We start from the raw sequence: 16,991 nt of genomic DNA, 5'->3' as shown, positions 1-16,991 counted from the left end.
AGGTTCCGCGAATTCATGTGAAGGCTCTGTTGCGATTGAATGGCGGGGCGACCGGTGTGATGAGGCATTGCAGGGCACCGGCCGTTGAGCCTGAGCGCGCGCCAGGACTGCTCGATGGATTCGGGAATGTCGGTCCCGTCCTCTCATCGGCGGGAGCGTGGAGGTATCGAAGCTAGGTTTGAAACTAGCTCCTTCAACCCGCGCTGTCACGGCCATGGAGGCCTGTTGGAAGTGAAGTGAAATGTGGCGGAACGTAGCGTCACCCTGATGCCGGCGGCCTGCATTTCGCAGCCGTCCATGGCCGAGACGATTCGGCCAGAGCGACATCACTTGTGGTCCGAATGCGGCTATGCCGGCCCGAGCAAAGCCACGCTCCTCGGGAAGCCAGGTTTCGTATCGTAGAAGCCGCAAGCACTCAATGGCGCGCGCCGTCGCCGACCAGATCCGTCCAAAGGTCTCGAAGCTCGCCGCCATCATGCGAGGCCGAGCCGGATGTGCTGGCCTACATGACTTCCTGAAGGAGCATCGCACCAAGCTGCACAGCACGGATGAGATCGACAAGCCCTATTCGGATCGTGGTATTCTTCCTGTGCGCGGGCGACCTCGTGGCGAAGCGCGGTGCATCGGCTGGAAGCGCCGCCGGGCAGCCTATTCAAGCCTTGCCGGATTGAGGCGCCCGCGCGCCCTTTCCTTGGGCGGGCGCGGGCGCCAGGTTCCAACAAAGTGCTCGTAGCTCGCTTGGGCCTTCCTGGCGATGTTCATCTCCTGATTGCGTAGTTCTTTGACATGATAGGCATAAGTAGGACCGCGCGCGTTACCCTTCCTCTGTGGCTTTCCGGCTTGCAGTTCCATGCCTCGCACCTTGTGAGCCACCAGGCTGGGCCGCGCCCACAGGTAGTCCTTCTCCTTCGTCAGCATATGCCAGACGAGCACCGTCAGCTTCCTTGCAACCGCGACTGCGGCCACTTGGTGACCGCGCCGTGCACGGACCCGAACAAAGAAGGCATGCAGTGGTCCGGGGGCCTTCGCCGCCGCCGAGGCCGCCTCGACAAGCATGGCCCGAGCATGGCTGCGCCCGACCTTGCTGATGCGTCCATGATGGGCAGCGCCGAGGCCAGACTGACGCACACGGGGGTTGAGACCGAAGTAGCTGACCAGCTTCTGCTGGGATTTGAACCGGATGATCTCGCCGATCGCCGCCATCAAACCGGCCGCCACCGTCAGATTGACACCTGTGATGGTCAGAAGTCGCCTGATCGCGGGATCATCCAGTGTGCTCTCGGCAATCTCCCGGTCGAGGATTGCCAGGTCCTCGGCAAGCCGATCGAGTTCGCGCACATGCCGCTCGATCGCACCACGTTCATCGTCGGGCACCGTCTGGCGCATTAGCCAGGCGCGGCCGCGACCGTTGAACAGATCGGCATGCGGGCACTTCGGGATCAGATAAGCGTGCAGGATTGCATGCACCTCGTTCTTGATCCGGGTGCGATGCCGCACGACCTGGTAGCGCCGGGCAACCAGTCTGCGCATCCGCTCGGTGGCGGCATCTGGTGTCCAGATCTCTGGCAGATAGCCAGCCGCATAGAGGCTGGCCAAGGTGCCCGCATCGACCTTGTCGGTCTTCACGTGAGCATGAGCAATCGCCTTTACCTGCAACGGATTGGCGATCACCACCCGCTTCACGAAAGGTGACAGCAGCCGTGACACCGCCATGCAGTTGCCGGTCGCCTCGATCACTACCTCGTCCGTTGCCAAAAGTCTCTTGCCGAAGCCTTCCAGCGCCGTCCGGGTCATGTCGACCCGGCCGCCATGGCGAAGCTTGCCTTGTTCCCAGTAAACCACCTCACCGAAGGTGCGGTGGATGTCCATTCCAATCACGCGTCGCATGCGCGCCTCCTGTCAGAGTGTTCGATGACGGGAGCGGCGGGCGACACGACAACTACGGATTCGCGCTCTCGGCGCAACCGGGCGAGTCGCAGAGGCGGCCAGCTACTAACACGAGCTCGCAGCTCATCGTGTGCATCGGCCTGCCCGCACCTTCGTGCTCCCGGTGCCTCTGTCCCGGATGGTCGCACCATACGCCACGGCAAAAGAACCCGCAGCCGGACTTCGGCACCAAGAATCTTATACCGGTTACCAACCCGATCGAGCGCCTCAACGGCGAGATCAAGCGGCGCACCGAGGTTGTTGGCAGTAGCTGACGGCTTTGGTCACCGTCCTTTTAGATTGCCGCGAATGCGGACATTCCGAAATGTCCAACACGGGAAAGCCCCAGATGGCCGCATGGGATCCAGATCGTTTTTGACGGGAGGCCACAGGCTCGATTGAGAGCCCTGTCCGCAGGGCTATGCATAGGTCGGGGCCTCACCATGTTCCGACCGGCTGTCGGACCGCGATAGAGCGAATAGATGGCATTCCAGTCTGGCGTCGCTGGCGTTGTCAGGGGTTAGTTCAGGGAAACCAGGCCTCCTGCGTAGCCGGTGATACGGGACAACGTGGGGAAGAAGTAGTTAAACTAATGGCCTCGGCGGGGGAACTGCACCACCTTGCCACGTGGGCGCGAATATTGTGCCGTAGCAACGGCCTCGATCAACAGATCCAAAGCTGCACGGGATTTGCGGCTCGTGTCATCGTCACCCCCGAGATAGTGATAGGCTCGATCAAGATGCAACCAGGCAGCCGCGAAATCTGACGTCAATGATGCCTCCATCGTGGCGCCCCCCGAGGGAGCCGTGACATGCGCCGACAAAACGAAACGGAAATATCCACAACGGCCTTTAATTCAATGTCTAGCGGTATGGCATGCAGCCCGCGCTTCGAAGGGCGGCGAGGAGCAGGTTAATATGTCCCTCGACGTCGCTGCGCGCCTGTTCGCGCAGCGGCAGACTGTCCCAGCTTTCCAATGGATCGATAAAGCTGGCGAGTTCGCCATTGGCCGTGAAGGACACGACCGCCAGCCCGTCCTTGCTCAAGGCGAGGATTCCGGTTGTGCCGGTCACATAGCGGACGGCTGCAATTCGCTGAAATTGAGGATCACCATCGACCCGGACCTCAAAAAGAAGTCGCCCCGAAGTCTGGCGGGCTATCCTGGCTGCCTTATCACCAAAGCTCAGGGGCAGCAGCCGAACGCTTGCGGCCGCCATTTCGAACAAGAGAGCATCGAGGCCAACGTCTGCCGCCATGTGCAAACTGTGCGCGAAGCCACAGCCTGCGCAATCAGGCCATGCAAGTTGTTCACAGCACGAATGAGGGTTGGCCACGCTATCCGAGCGCGGACGGCCACGCGTTCGAGCGTCTCCTCGGGCGGCGATCTCCCGGTGTGGCACGTAGATAACATCGCCGCTTCCAAGGCACGTTCGTCGGGTTGAAAGAGCAGGCGATGTCTATCTGGAAACATTTGCGTGAAAAGGCCTTGGTTGTGTCAATGTTGGCTGTAACAGCCATAATCCTGGCTCCGACCGTTGCTAATAGCTCAGCCAGCTATGGTTACGATGGCTTTGGGCGCCTTACCTCGGTCCTCTACGACAATGGCGTCTGCATTGCGTATAGCTACGACGCAAATGGCAACCGGACCGCGCAAACCAACTCATTCGGTGCTGCTCCCTGGGGATCGGGCGTTTGGGGGTGTTTCAGGTGGACACCTTGACCATTCCGAGGCGTCAGTCGTGGGGCACGCAAGCGCCACAGTACTAGATTCGAGCGCGTCGGCAGCTACCCAATGTGCCGAGCCGACCCGCCCAAGGCCGCAATTCCGGGAGACGGGATATGAAAGCAGCAACGTGGTCGGCATTGGCAGGAGTGGCGATCAGGTCCACCATCCTTTCTCTATCGCTGGTGTGTGCGTCGGGAGGCGTACAGGCGGCCGGAAGCAATTCCGAGGCGATCGCCAGTGCAATTCGTGCGGGGCATTTTGCCGAGCCACTTATCCCGACAGCTGCCACGTCCGCGGAAGAAGACCAAGCTCTCCTGGACGCGTTGGCGATATACAATCAGCGCCCCATTCCCGGCGATGTAACCAGTTTGACCAAATTCCTGGAGGAATATCCGCACTCCGGCTGGGCTCCGGCCCTCAATACCAATCTCGGCCTTTCCTACCTGCATGATGGCTATTTCTCTCGGGCAATCGACGTCTGGCAAAAGGCCTGGGTCGACGGCAAGGACGCTACCGCCCCGCAGGCCAGAGCGCTGGTTGACCGAGCGGTGGGGGAACTTGCGCAACTTGACGCTAACCTCGGACGCACCGAACAGCTCACGGCACTCCTCAAGGACATCGGAAAACGACCAATAACGGGTTCCGTCACCGAGGCAATTCAGACCGCCAGCGAGCAGATCGCGCCAGCGAAACTGGCGACGCGGCATCTGTTCATTTGCGGGCCTTTGGCTCTGAAACAGCTGATGTTGGCCCGCAATGCCAGTTTCGAGAAGGTGGATTTTCTCCAGTGGTACAAGGCTGGAGACAAGGGCACCAGCCTTGCCGAGGTCGGCCAACTCGCCGAAAAGGCTGGCCTCTCCTATCGACTGGTCATGCGGCAGCCGGGACAGCCGGTGCCGATGCCGTCTGTCGTGCACTGGAAGGTTGGGCATTTCGCAGCGATCGTTGGGGAAGCCAATGGACGGTTCCACATCAAGGACACCGTTTTCCCGACCCCCGATCTCTGGGTGACCGAGGCCGCGCTCGACGCCGAGGCCAGTGGCTATTTCCTTGTCCCGTCCGATGTTCCTCTCGATCAAAGATGGCGCGCGGTCGAGATGGCCGAGGCGGCGACCGTTTGGGGAAAAGGCGAGACGTTCAATAGCCGGCCTGGCGATGCTGGGGATAAAAATGCCAATGGCGGCGGCGGGGGGCCTGGCGACGGAGGGGCCGGCGGTGGGATGGGTGGTGGGCTTGGCGGAGGGATGGGTGGTGGGCCTGGCGGAGGGCCGCGTGGTGGGCCTGGCGGACACAACGGGCCAAATGGGCCTGACGGTCCTGATGGGCCGCCAACGATCAGTAAAATGATAAGTAGATGGTTGTGCCCTCTTTGCAGCTACAACATTAAGGAATCGAGCGTCAGCGTCTCACTGTCAGACACCCCCGTTGGCTATTCACCCCCGATTGGGCCGTCCGCGAAGGTCGGGATCAGCTACAATCAGCGAGAAGATAGCCAACCCGCCGTTTTCAGCTTCTTCAACGTCAGTCCGAAATGGACGATCAGCTGGCTGAGCTATGTCACGGATGATCCAACCAATCCCGGCGCGAACGTCTCTCGATATATGTCAGGCGGCGGCGCATTCTACTACCTTAACTACAACGCCAGCACTGGCACCTTCGCCGCCGAGGATACTGACGGATCGATCCTGGTGCGTGCCTCCGGCTCGCCGATTGCCTATCGCCATTTGCTCCGTGACGGCAGCGTCGAAATTTACGCGCAGGCCGACGGCGCCGTCAGCTTTCCGCGAAGGATTTTCCTGAGCCAGGTGGTCGATCCCCAGGGCAATGCAGTTACGCTGAACTACGACAGCCAACAGCGGCTTGTGTCCCTGACTGACGCGACCGGTCGCACAACCACATTCACGTATGGCGTGTCGGGGTCCCCCCTGCTTGTTACCAAAATTACCGACCCTTTCGGTCGCAGCGCCACGCTGACCTATGATGGAAGTGGCCGATTGAATTCGATCACCGACATTATCGGCCTGACGTCCAGCTTTACCTATGACGCCAATTCCCTCGTCAACTCGATGATGACGCCCTACGGAACAACGTCATTCGCTTACACGGCTCCCGGCACAACTACGCCGCCGCGTTTCGTCGAAGTCACCGATCCGCTTGGCTATCATGAGCGCGAGGAATGGCTTGAGCCCGCCCCAGTCCCTACCAGCGACCCTGGAGCGACCGTGCCGCAGGGCATGCCGACGAACCCGACAAACTTCTATCTGGAATACCGCGACAGCTTCCATTGGGATAAGGACGCCTATGTGGCGGCGGGCTGCACACCAACCGGCGGCTGCGACTACAGCAAAGCCCGGATCCGGCATTTTGTTCATATGCCGAACTCGGATATCAAGGGTACGGCCATTGAAAGCGTCAAATACCCACTCGAAAATCGAGTGTGGTACGAATACCCTGGCCAATCGAGTAGTATATTTGGCGGAACTTACGACGAGCCAATCGCGGTTGGTCGGGTGCTCGACGACGGCACTACGCAGCTCACCAAATTTTCCTATGACGCGAGCGGCTTTTTCAATCTTACCCAGGCCGTAGATCCGACTGGCCGAACAACGTCATACACTTATGCCAACCAGATCGATCTTGCCGGAGTCAGCCAGACCACACAGAACGGCTTCCAGACCACAATCGCTCAATACGGCTACAACGGCCATCACCGGCCACTGTTCTACATCGATGCCGCCGGCGAAACGACGAGCTTTACCTACAATGGCGCGGGCCAGCTGACATCGTCCACCGATCCGAAGGGTGAAAAAACCAGCTATCACTACGATTCGCTCGCCAATCTGACCTCGGTCACCAACGCCAACAACGCGACCGCACTCACCTATACCTATGACAGCTTTGATCGGGTCCGAACTCTGACTGATTCTGAGGGCTGGACTGTCACCTATGACTACGACGCCGCCGATCGCGTCACGAAAATCACCTATCCTGATGGCACCGCCGATTTCTATACCTATAACAAGCTTGATCTCGCCTCGTTCAAGGATCGTGAAAACCGCGTCTGGGGCTATACCTATGATGCGAACCGGCGGCGCACCAAGACGATCGACCCGCTCGGGAACCAAACCCTGTTTGGCTATGATGGACGCGACCAGCTGACGAGTCTGACCGACCCGAAGACAAATGTTACGATCTGGGCCTATGATGTGCGGGGTCGCCTGGCATCGAAACAGTATGCCGACTCGAGCACCGTCGCATATACCTATGAGAACACGACCAGCCGGTTGAAGTCGGTGCTTGATGCTCTGGGACAGACCAAGCAGTTCAGCTATGCCCAGGACAACAGGCCGACAGCAATCAGCTATTTGAACGCGATCCGTCCAACGCCCAACGTCAGCTTCACGTATGATACCTTCTTCCCACGTATAGCTTCGATGACCGACGGCAATGGGCCGACCCAGTACAGCTATGTCGCCCCCTTTTCCCAAGGCGCGCTTCAGCTGCAACAGGAAGGCAGTCCGACGCCGAGCAGTTCTATTGTCTATTCCTATGATGAATCGGGGCGGCCAACGTCCCGTACCGTTGCTGGCTCCGGCCCCGAAACTTTCGGCTACGATGCGGTAGGCCGCATGAATGCTCATACAAGCGACCTCGGCTCGTTCACCCTGAGCTATCTCGGCGAAACGGAGCAGGTGACGAGCCGTCAGCTTGCCAGTTCCACATTGTCGACAAGCTGGACCTATCTTCCGAATTCCGGTGATCGCCGACTTGCGCAAATCAACAACGTCGGATTGTCGGCAAGCCAATTTTCGACCTATCAGTACATAACCACCCCTGAGAACCTTATCACAGCCATCGCTGAGAACAGCGACAGCTCGGCCGTGTATCCGAGCGTCAGCACGCAAACGGCCAGCTACAACAATCTCAATCAGTTGACCAATTTGTCCGGGCAAGCGTTGAGTTACGACGCCAACGGCAATCTTCTGTCGGATGGACAACGAAATTACAGTTGGGATGCCGAAAACCGGTTGGTGGGAATCAGCTATCCGGGTCGGCCTGACAATTTCACTGCATTCGCATACGACGGTTTGAACCGACGCACCAGAATCACCACGGGCGGCGGAGCTACTGTGGCAACATCATACATCTGGTGCGGTGCGTTTCCCTGTCAGGCAAAAAACGGAGATAATTCGACCGCGCGTGAATACTTTGCCGAGGGCGAGTTTGTTCCTGGGACGCCAGGGCAATCCTACTATTACGGGACGGATCAAATAGGCTCGGTCCGAAGGGTGTTTTCCAGCCCTGTTAGTGCACCTGCGTATAACTACGACCCATACGGCGTTCCTCTCCAAGCCACTGCACCGCTTACGGATTTTGGCTATGCCGGGACATTTAACAATGTGGAGAGCGGACTGTACCTCACTTGGTTTCGAGCCTACAATCCAATTATAGGTCGCTGGCTTTCGCGTGATCCTCTCCGCGAGACCGGCATCGGGACGAACCTTTATGTGTATGCCGGCAATGGTCCTCCAAATGGCACTGATTCAACAGGTCTTTGCACGTTACAGATCGGGATCGCCGGCAATTGGATCCCCACTGTTGCCGGATCCCCCAGCGGTGTCGGCGTTGCAATAGACAGTCAAGGCCATATTGGATTTTATACCTATGGAGGCGGTGGGGTTCAAATCGGTGCGAATGTAGAAGGAGGCCTCAGTATCCAATTCTCAAATGCACAGACGATTGGTGACTTAAGAGGATGGTTCGGCAATATTGCTGGTCATGGTGGGGTTGGGCTCGGCGGCTCCATGGACTACTTTACTGGAGATAGTCCTCATGGGCCGGTGACTGGCGGCGGTGCAACGGTGGGGGCTGCAGCAGGAGCATCTTTCACCGGCGCTATGACTTATACCAGCGTCTATGACCCATTCGAATAGTGGTAAGGGCATGATTGTTAGATTGAGCCGAATATTAAATATAGCAGTTTTCGCCTTGTGGCTTTCATGTATGGCGGCAAGCTTTATTCTTGACGGCACTTATGTTGAATATCCAAGAGCGCCAGATTTGGCCCGGGGCCTCATAGAGCCATATCTGGTCAAGGGAATAGTCGTCTATATAACATCTGAACAGTTAAAGATTATTTCGATAGTTAACACGTCAACTATAATATGTGGAGCATTGGTAGTTTTTCTTGCTTTTATAGATCGTTTTGTACCGTTCAAATGGTTGAGGCGCAACGATCAATAGGTGCTGAGAAACGTATCTCCCTTGTGATTCAACAGGGCAAAGGATTGTAAGTGAGGGGGGATTGCCCCAAATCTTCTCGCGGCCGGGCAGTGCTCGATGGTGATCGCCCGATCCGCAACACGATGCCGATGACGGTCAGGAGCGAGGCTTGTCTTTGTTTCCTATCAAGCGTCCATTGAGAGTCAATTCGAGTTCCTGATGCAAAACTGGGTCAATGGTGATGATGCGCCTCGCGCGGGCGGAGGCCGCGACGCCGTGCTCGGCCGTCACGCTCCACAAGACGGTTTCGGAGTCACCGAGGTTCAGGTTGCCAACCAGCATGGTGATTTCCAAGCTCTGCCGCAGGTCACGGATTTCATCACTCCAAGGGGCGGCGGCTATTTCTTCGCACCATCCTTGCGCGGGCTTCGAGTCCTTGCTGGGCTAGAGAGCTAATCCGAAGTTTGCGCTCTAAAAACGGTGGGAGGCCAGGAACCGCGGGGCTTTGGGCCCGGGATAGCTTTCTATTTGTGTCCATGTAGGGCTTTCCAAATCGGTTGAGATGTGATTCGATTCGGTGATGTTCGTGGAGACGGTACCGAATCGGAACTCGCCGCCTGCGGTGTTGCTGCGGGAGAGCTATCGCGATGAGCAGGGCCGCGCGCAGAAGCGGACCTTGGCGAGCAAGCTGCCTGGCGATGTGATTGCTGCACTGAAGGCGATCTTGAGGGGCGGGACGGTGATCGGCACCGGGCCGGGCGAGCTGGAGATCGAGCGTTCGCTACCCCATGGCCATGTGGCAGCGGCGCTTGGGATGATCCGCACAATAGCGCTGGATCGGCTGATTCTGAGCACGACGAAGGATGCGGCATCGCGGCGTCATTGCGATCTGGTGGTTGCGATGATGGTCGACCGGCTGATTGCGCCGCGCTCCAAGCTTGGGTTTGTGCGGGCGGTGGATGAGGAGACGGCAGCCTCCAGCCTGGGCGCTGTTTTGGGCTTGGGCGAGGTGAAGGAGCGCGAGGCCTACGAGGCGCTGGACTGGCTGCTCGCGCGTCAGACGCGGATCGAGAATGGCCTGGCGCGGCGGCATCTGGAGGACGGGGTTCTGATGCTCTATGACGTCAGCTCATCCTATTTTGAGGGCCGCTGCTGTCCGCTGGCGCATTATGGCCACAGCCGCGATCACCGGGGCGATCGGCCGCAGATCGTCTACGGGCTGTTATGCACGCGCGAGGGGCTGCCGATCGCGGTGGAAGTCTTCGACGGCAACACGGCCGATCCATCGACGCTGAGCGCTCAGGTCGAGAAGGTGAAGGATCGCTTCGGGATCGGCCGCCTGGTGCTGGTCGGGGATCGGGGAATGGTCACCGCGGTCCGTATCCGCGATGATCTCAAGCCGGCGGGCCTGGATTGGATCACCTGCCTGCGCGCACCGGTGATCCAGGCGCTGGCGGCGCAGAACGGGCCGTTGCAGCTGTCGTTGGTCGATGAGCGGGATCTGGCCGAAATCAGCGCCCCCGACATGTTCCCGGGCGAGCGGCTGATCGTGTGCCGCAATCGCGAGCTTGCCGCCGAACGCGCACGCAAGCGTGAGGATTTGTTGGTTGCTACCGAGTGCGAGCTGGCCCGCATCGACGCGCGGGTCCGGCGCAAAGGGTCTCGCTTGCGCAGCGCCGCTGAGATCGGCATGGCGGTCGGCGCCGTGCTCAACAGCAAGAAAATGGCCAAGCACTTCGATGTCGAGATCGGCGATGGCGCACTCACCTGGCGGCGACGGATCGGGCAGATCGAAGAAGAGGCTCGCCTCGACGGCATCTTTGTCATCCGTACCAGCGTGCCGGCCGAGCATCTCGACGCCGCAGAGACGGTCCAGGTCTACAAGGATTTGTCGCGCGTCGAACGGGCCTTCCGATCCTTGAAGACCGTCGATCTCGAAATCCGGCCGATCCGCCACTGGACGGCGCCACGCGTGCGCGCTCATGTCTTTCTGTGCATGCTCGCCTATCACGTCGAATGGCATCTGCGACAGGCCTGGGCGCCGCTGCTGTTCCACGACACCGAGCTTGCGACCGCCAGCACGCAGCGGAGCTCGCCCGTCGCCGCCACCGAACCGTCCGCGGCCGTGAAATCCAAGAAAGCCACCAAGCGCTCGGCCGACGGCCATCGGGTCATGAGCTTCGCCGACCTCATCGACCTCGGTACGCTGGTCCGCAACACCACGCGCGTGCCAGCGCGCCCTCAGCACCGCTTCACCCTCTATTCCACACCAACCGCGCTGCAGGAGGCCGCCTTCCGGCTGCTCGCCCTCGACCCGTCACGTGTCCAGTAACCGAAAACCCCGACAGCAAGATTGCCGAGTCGGATCAAGCACTTGCCAAACTCACAAATGAAAACTTCGGGCTAATCAGTGACGCATGGGCGGGGCTCGTCGAGCGCGTTGATGGCCTGATGTTCCACCTCGAAACGGTGGCCATGATCTTATGGGACATACCCTATTTGAGTTATGTATTTACCCTGGATCAAAGCGGGCAAGAATTCTGCGCTTCTCATGCAGGGGGTTAAGCTAGAGCGGCGCGGCACTCTCAAGCTTATTCGTCTTCAGGCAGTGCCAGGCGGAATTCAAAGAGTTCTTCCTGTATGAGAAAAGCCCGCCATTGGGCGGCCATCGCTTCAAAGAGATCGACAGCATTGTGTCGCTCGCCATCGGCTTCGAGATACGTGAGCAGCCTGACGCCAGTCACCGACCGTTTGCCGGTATCGCTGGCAGGTTCCGACCAAAGAAATATTCCCGTGTGGCCGGTCCAAAGCGTTGGCATCCGATCATTACGAACCTCGCGGTGCTTCACGCTGTTTGCAAGGGTATGGCAGACCTCTAGCGCGGGAAGCCGGCCCTTTTGAGCTTCCAAAAAGCTCGCCTCCACCGTCACGTTGCCTTTCTTCGGACTGTGGCGCTTGTGGCCTGACAGTCGCTCATATGCGGCGTCGCTTGCGAAGTGCAGCGTCCAATCCACAAGATGCCAAGAATCTACGGCACAGTCGAACGCGGCATATTTGGATTCGGCGGATGAGCGGGCCGAACGCAACCGCTCGACGTCATAGAGCAGTTTCTCATATAGGTCGGTCGGCACTCTCATGCCGAAGGTCTTTGTCGGTGGTGGCTTGCCCATTGTCGCTTGAACCCTTATGCGTCCCGCGATGTATCACTTAGCATAGCAACTTATAATGTAAGCTAAGTGACTGTCTTTATTAAGGAAGGAAGTTTGCCGGGAAACCTGGACTTGAACCAAGCCAGCCGAATCAGAGTCCTCAATGGGATCACTTCAGCGGCAAGGGTCTTTAAATGCCCCGGAGCTCAACGAATTGACGAGCCTGTTCGGGGCAGACAGAGCCTCAAATTGAGCGCGGTCGAAACGAACTCCGCAACAGTCAGGCAACCACTTTAAGATTTTTTCTATGGGACCGTCTGTCACCTGTTCGTTGGCAACCTCCAGCGCGATGCGCTTTAGGGATACACGGTCCAAAAGTCGCCTCAAGGGTATGGGGACCAACCTCTTTACTGACTTGGAATCGGAAAGATCAACCAGGATGAGCGTTTTGAGAATGTACGCACCTGCGGCACCATCTTTGCCCTTGATCTCCGCGTTGGCAATGCAGGTTATCTCGCCGAGGTCGGCCCAAAACTGCGCGCCTTCTTCCTTGAGCGCGGGTTGCTGGTGAGACCGCTCGGTAACGTCATCTACGTGCTGCCGCCCCATTGCGTGACATCGGGCGAACTCGACCAGCTCTATGATGCAATCGACGAAGCAGCCGAGCTTGCGAGCGAAAGCCTATGAACCGCACGGCGCGCATCATAGGCCTTGGCCATCAGGTCCCGGCGCGCAAGGTCGGAAATGCGGAAATTGAGGCAAGCCTCGGGCTGGAAGCAGGCTGGATCAAGGGCCGCACCGGCATTCGCTCACGCTTCTGGGCAGAGCCCGGAGACACACTTTCCGGATTGGCGGCACAGGCAGCCGGCATTGATCGCAAGGAGATCGGCTTGCTTCTCTCGCCATGTCGACGCCTGATCATCTGCTGCCGCAGAGCGCACCGTTCGTGGCGCACAGGCTCGGCCTTGAAAAGGCCGGCGGGGTCGACCTTGCAGGGCGCCTGCGCGGGATTCATCTACGCGATGACATTTGCAGACGGCTTCGTGCGCCTGCACAACAGGCCAGCCATCGTCATTGCCGCCAACATATTGAGCCGCAGGATCAATCCGGCCGAGCGGGCGAGCGCCGTGCTGTTCGCCGACGCCGCTGGCGCGATGGTGCTGGCTCCGTCGGCCGATCTCGGCCACGGCATACTCGGCTCGTCGCTTGCCTCGGATGGCTCCGCTTATGGCCTGATCCATATTCCAGCGGGCGGTAGCAGCCGTTCCTTCGCGCAAGAGATCGACATTGCCGAAACCCGCATGACGATCGCGAACGGACGCGAAGTCTTCGTGAAGGCGGTGGAGATGATGAGCCGCTGCTCCAGGCAGGCGCTGGTGACGGCCGGCCTTTCGGCGCCGGACGTTGACCGCTTTGTGCCGCACCAGGCAAACGCCCGCATCTTCGGCGCGGTCGGAAAGTCGCTTGGCATCGAGGACGAGCGCATCGTCAAAACCATTGCTGCCTACGGAAACTCGTCCGCCGCAACGATCCCTCTGTCGCTGTCGGTTGCCCACATCGCCAACCCGTTCCGACCGGGCGAGAAATCCTGGCTTGCAGCGGCCGGAGCCGGCCTGACCGGCGGTGCGCTGGTGGTTGGCTTTTGACCGGCAGGTACGTGGCGCTGAACAGTTCCAATCTCACTTGAGGACTCACCTGCGCTCACAAGAGTTGACAGGGCGACGTCGCATCGTCCAACCTACACACCTCACCAGGGGAGTCCCGGCAAGGGGCTGAGATACTGCTATCGCGCGCAGTGACCCGTTGAACCTGATCCAGTTCATACTGGCGTAGGGACGGTACGAGGCTTCGCGGGTCGGTTTTTTGCTCCGGCTTCGGCTTTCGGGTCATCCGAGTTCCGCGCGAAGCGTCCTTCCTCCTCATCGCGTGAACTGGGTCTCCGTTGCATCAGAGCAAGGAGGCTCACGCATGAATGCCCACACCCCGACCGTCACCGTCGGCGAACTCCCCGCGTCCAGGAAAGTCCACAAACCGGGCCAGCTTCACCCGTACCTGCGTGTGCCGATGCGCGAGATCTCGGTCCACCCGAGCGCCGGCGAACCGCCGGTCACCGTTTACGACCCGTCCGGCCCCTACACCGACGCCTCGGTGAAAACCGAAATCGAGCGCGGCTTGCCGCGGTTGCGCGAGACATGGATCGAGGCCCGCGGCGATGTCGAGCGCCATGAAGGGCGCACGATCAAGCCGGAAGACAACGGCTTCGTCTCCGCCGATCGCCTGACGCCGGAGTTCCCGGTGCGCAACAAGCCGATGCGCGCCGTTGACGGCCGAGCCGTCACCCAGCTCGCCTACGCACGCGCCGGCATCATCACGCCGGAAATGGAGTTCGTCGCCATCCGCGAGAACCTCGGCCGCGAGCAGTTGCGTTCAAAGATTCACCGTGACGGGGAGAGCTTTGGCGCCGCGATACCGGATTTCGTCACGCCGGAATTCGTCCGCGACGAGGTGGCACGCGGCCGCGCCATCATTCCCGCCAACATCAACCATCCTGAAAGCGAGCCGATGATCATCGGCCGCAATTTCCTGGTCAAGATCAACGCCAATATCGGCAATTCCGCCGTCACCTCCTCTATGGCCGAAGAGGTCGAAAAGACGGTCTGGGCGATCCGCTGGGGCGCCGATACGGTCATGGACCTCTCGACCGGCCGCAACATCCACAACATTCGCGAATGGATCGTGCGCAACTCGCCAGTGCCGATCGGCACGGTGCCGCTTTACCAGGCCCTGGAAAAGGTCGGCGGCATCGCGGAGGACCTGAGCTGGGAGGTTTATCGCGACACCCTGATCGAGCAGGCTGAGCAGGGCGTCGACTATTTCACGATCCATGCCGGGGTGCGCCTGCCCTACATTCCGCTCACCATCGACCGCGTCACCGGCATCGTGTCGCGCGGCGGCTCGATCATGGCGAAATGGTGCCTGCACCATCACCGGGAAAGCTTCCTCTACGAGCATTTCGAAGAAATCTGCGACATCTGCCGCGCCTATGATGTGTCTTTCTCGCTCGGCGACGGCCTTCGTCCCGGCTCGATCGCCGACGCCAACGACGCGGTCCAGTTCGCCGAGTTGGAGACGCTTGGCGAACTGACGAAGATCGCCTGGGCCAGGGATTGCCAGGTGATGATCGAAGGCCCCGGTCATGTGCCGATGCACAAGATCAAGGAGAACATGGACAAGCAGCTCGCTGTCTGTGGGGAGGCGCCGTTCTATACGCTGGGGCCGCTCACCACCGACATTGCACCGGGCTACGACCACATCACATCAGGCATTGGCGCGGCGATGATCGGCTGGTTCGGAACGGCGATGCTTTGCTACGTCACGCCGAAGGAACATCTCGGCCTGCCTGACCGTGACGACGTCAAGACCGGCGTCATCACCTACAGAATAGCCGCTCACGCCGCCGATCTGGCCAAGGGCCATCCGGCCGCCAAGGTCAGGGACGACGCGCTGTCGCGGGCGCGCTTCGAGTTCCGGTGGGAGGATCAGTTCAACCTCTCGCTCGATCCGGAGACCGCGCGCGCCTTCCACGACAAGACCCTGCCGAAGGAGGCGCACAAGGTGGCGCATTTCTGCTCCATGTGCGGGCCCAAATTCTGCTCGATGCGGATCTCGCACGACATCCGCGATGCGGCCAGGGAAGCTGGGACGCAGAAGGAAGGGTTCGCGGCCATGGCGGCGAAGTACCGGGACGGCGGCGACCTCTATATGCCCGTCGACAGCATCGCAGAGAGTTCGACCAAGCCATGAAGGTGCTTATTCGCGGCGCGGGCGTTGCCGGATTGACGCTCGCGCACGAGCTGGCAACGCGCGGCGCCGATGTGACTGTGGTCGAGCAGCGCATGGAGATCGCCGGCAATGCCTCCTGGCAGGCCGGCGGCATGCTCGCACCCTGGTGCGAGCGCGAAAGCGCCGAAGAGACAGTGCTGACGCTCGGGCGCGGCGCGGCCGATTGGTGGGACGCGGCACTGCCCGGCCATGTCTCTCGCCGCGGCACGCTGGTGCTGGCGCCTGCCCGCGACGCTGGCGAGTTGGACCGGTTCGGCCAGCGCACATCCGGGATCAAGCAGCTCGGCGCCAGTGAGATTGCAGCGCTTGAACCTGCCCTTGCTGGCCGGTTCACGCGCGGGCTGTTCTTCGCCGAGGAAGCGCACCTCGACCCGCGCAAGGCGCTGCTCGCGCTGAGTGACAAGCTGCGCGGGATGGGCGCGCGCCTGGAGTTCGGCGGCAGCTCGGCGCACGCCATCTCCGATATCGAGGTCGACTGCACCGGCATCGCTGACAGACGGCCGGAGCTGCGCGGCGTGCGCGGCGAGATGCTCATCCTGCGAACCGACGAGATCTCGCTGGCCCGACCGGTGCGCCTGCTTCACCCGCGCATTCCGGTCTATGTCGTGCCGCGCGAGCAGAACCTGTTCATGGTCGGCGCGACGATGATCGAATGCGATACGGCTGGTCCGATCACCGCACGCTCGGCCATGGAGCTGCTCAGCGCCGCCTACGCACTGCATCCGGCCTTCGGCGAGGCCGAGCTGGTCGAAACAGGCGTAGGCGTGCGCCCCGCCTTTGCCGATAACCTTCCGCGTGTCGAGCGCGACGGGAGGAAAATTCGCATCAACGGTCTCTACCGCCACGGCTTCCTGCTGGCGCCGGCCATGGCGCGGCAGGCAGCCGACATGATCCTGGGAAACCCGGCAGCAAAGGACGTCGCCCTTGAAGCTAATCGTTAACGGCCAAAGCCATGAGGTCGCGGCCGAGACGCTCGCCGCGTTGCTGACCGAACTCGACTTCCAGGGAGGCTGGCTCGCCACCGCGCTGAACGGCGAGGTCGTTGCGGCCAGGGAACGCGACCAATGCTGGCTTGTTGAAGGCGACCGCATCGAAATCCTCACCCCGATGAAGGGGGGCTGATC

The 16,991-nt window shown here is 60.3% G+C and carries 10 protein-coding genes, 3 pseudogenes and 1 riboswitch; of the genes and pseudogenes, 9 read left to right on the top strand and 4 right to left on the bottom strand.

Annotation, left to right across the window (positions count from 1 at the left end):
• Positions 1–407: 407 nt before the first annotated feature.
• Positions 408–562: pseudogene (locus tag C7I87_RS31630) on the top strand (IS256 family transposase); the annotation flags it as partial.
• 86 nt (positions 563–648) lie between these two features.
• Here C7I87_RS31630 and C7I87_RS31625 read toward each other — a convergent pair.
• Positions 649–1,869: an IS110 family RNA-guided transposase gene (locus C7I87_RS31625; protein ID WP_188394071.1), complete on the bottom strand. Its 1,221-nt coding sequence runs from the start codon at positions 1,867–1,869 to the stop codon at positions 649–651.
• Between the two features lie 920 nt (positions 1,870–2,789).
• Complete coding sequence (locus C7I87_RS31615; RefSeq protein WP_149907880.1) at positions 2,790–3,182, bottom strand: hypothetical protein; 393 nt, start codon at positions 3,180–3,182, stop codon at positions 2,790–2,792.
• Between the two features lie 197 nt (positions 3,183–3,379).
• Here C7I87_RS31615 and C7I87_RS36885 point away from each other — a divergent pair, with 197 nt between their 5' ends.
• On the top strand, positions 3,380–3,646 hold the full coding sequence (locus tag C7I87_RS36885) for an RHS repeat domain-containing protein (RefSeq protein WP_210250678.1): 267 nt from the start codon (positions 3,380–3,382) through the stop codon (positions 3,644–3,646).
• 119 nt (positions 3,647–3,765) lie between these two features.
• Positions 3,766–8,586 carry an RHS repeat-associated core domain-containing protein gene (locus tag C7I87_RS31605; RefSeq protein WP_149907879.1) on the top strand — a complete coding sequence of 1,607 codons (4,821 nt, stop codon included), beginning with the start codon at positions 3,766–3,768 and terminating at the stop codon, positions 8,584–8,586.
• A 445-nt stretch (positions 8,587–9,031) separates the two neighbouring features.
• Here the strand turns inward: C7I87_RS31605 and C7I87_RS31600 are convergent, their stop codons facing one another.
• Positions 9,032–9,217 (bottom strand): hypothetical protein, encoded by a 186-nt coding sequence (locus tag C7I87_RS31600; RefSeq protein WP_149907878.1) that lies wholly within the window; start codon positions 9,215–9,217, stop codon positions 9,032–9,034.
• A 238-nt stretch (positions 9,218–9,455) separates the two neighbouring features.
• On the opposite strand from C7I87_RS31600, the gene C7I87_RS31595 reads away from it, so the two are divergent.
• The gene (locus C7I87_RS31595; RefSeq protein ID WP_149907877.1) at positions 9,456–11,207 is read left to right on the top strand and encodes an IS1634 family transposase; all 1,752 of its coding nucleotides are present in this window, start codon (positions 9,456–9,458) and stop codon (positions 11,205–11,207) included.
• Between the two features lie 259 nt (positions 11,208–11,466).
• On the opposite strand, the gene C7I87_RS31590 is transcribed toward C7I87_RS31595, so the two are convergent.
• Positions 11,467–12,045, bottom strand: a complete 579-nt coding sequence (locus tag C7I87_RS31590) for a hypothetical protein (protein WP_149907876.1) — start codon at positions 12,043–12,045, stop codon at positions 11,467–11,469.
• A gap of 438 nt (positions 12,046–12,483) precedes the next feature.
• Here C7I87_RS31590 and C7I87_RS31585 point away from each other — a divergent pair.
• The 5 genes and pseudogenes from C7I87_RS31585 to thiS all read left to right on the top strand — a co-directional run.
• Positions 12,484–12,711: pseudogene (locus C7I87_RS31585) on the top strand (adenosylmethionine--8-amino-7-oxononanoate aminotransferase BioA); the annotation flags it as partial.
• Positions 12,708–13,670: pseudogene (locus C7I87_RS31580) on the top strand (beta-ketoacyl-ACP synthase III). The pseudogenes C7I87_RS31585 and C7I87_RS31580, both read left to right, overlap by 4 nt.
• Before the next feature lie 96 nt (positions 13,671–13,766).
• A riboswitch (TPP riboswitch) is annotated at positions 13,767–13,878 on the top strand.
• A gap of 114 nt (positions 13,879–13,992) precedes the next feature.
• On the top strand, positions 13,993–15,828 hold the full coding sequence (thiC, locus tag C7I87_RS31575; protein WP_149907875.1) for a phosphomethylpyrimidine synthase ThiC: 1,836 nt from the start codon (positions 13,993–13,995) through the stop codon (positions 15,826–15,828).
• Positions 15,825–16,808 (top strand): glycine oxidase ThiO, encoded by a 984-nt coding sequence (thiO, locus tag C7I87_RS31570; RefSeq protein ID WP_149907874.1) that lies wholly within the window; start codon positions 15,825–15,827, stop codon positions 16,806–16,808. Before thiC ends, thiO begins: the two co-directional genes overlap by 4 nt.
• Positions 16,792–16,989 (top strand): sulfur carrier protein ThiS, encoded by a 198-nt coding sequence (thiS, locus tag C7I87_RS31565; protein WP_149907873.1) that lies wholly within the window; start codon positions 16,792–16,794, stop codon positions 16,987–16,989. The genes thiO and thiS overlap by 17 nt, the downstream gene beginning before the upstream one ends.
• Positions 16,990–16,991 lie beyond the last annotated feature (2 nt).

The organism is Mesorhizobium sp. SARCC-RB16n (genome assembly GCF_008520305.1).
Taxonomy (GTDB): domain Bacteria; phylum Pseudomonadota; class Alphaproteobacteria; order Rhizobiales; family Rhizobiaceae; genus Mesorhizobium.
Note: the sequence above shows the minus strand (reverse complement) of the source record. Positions and strands in the feature narration are given on the sequence as shown.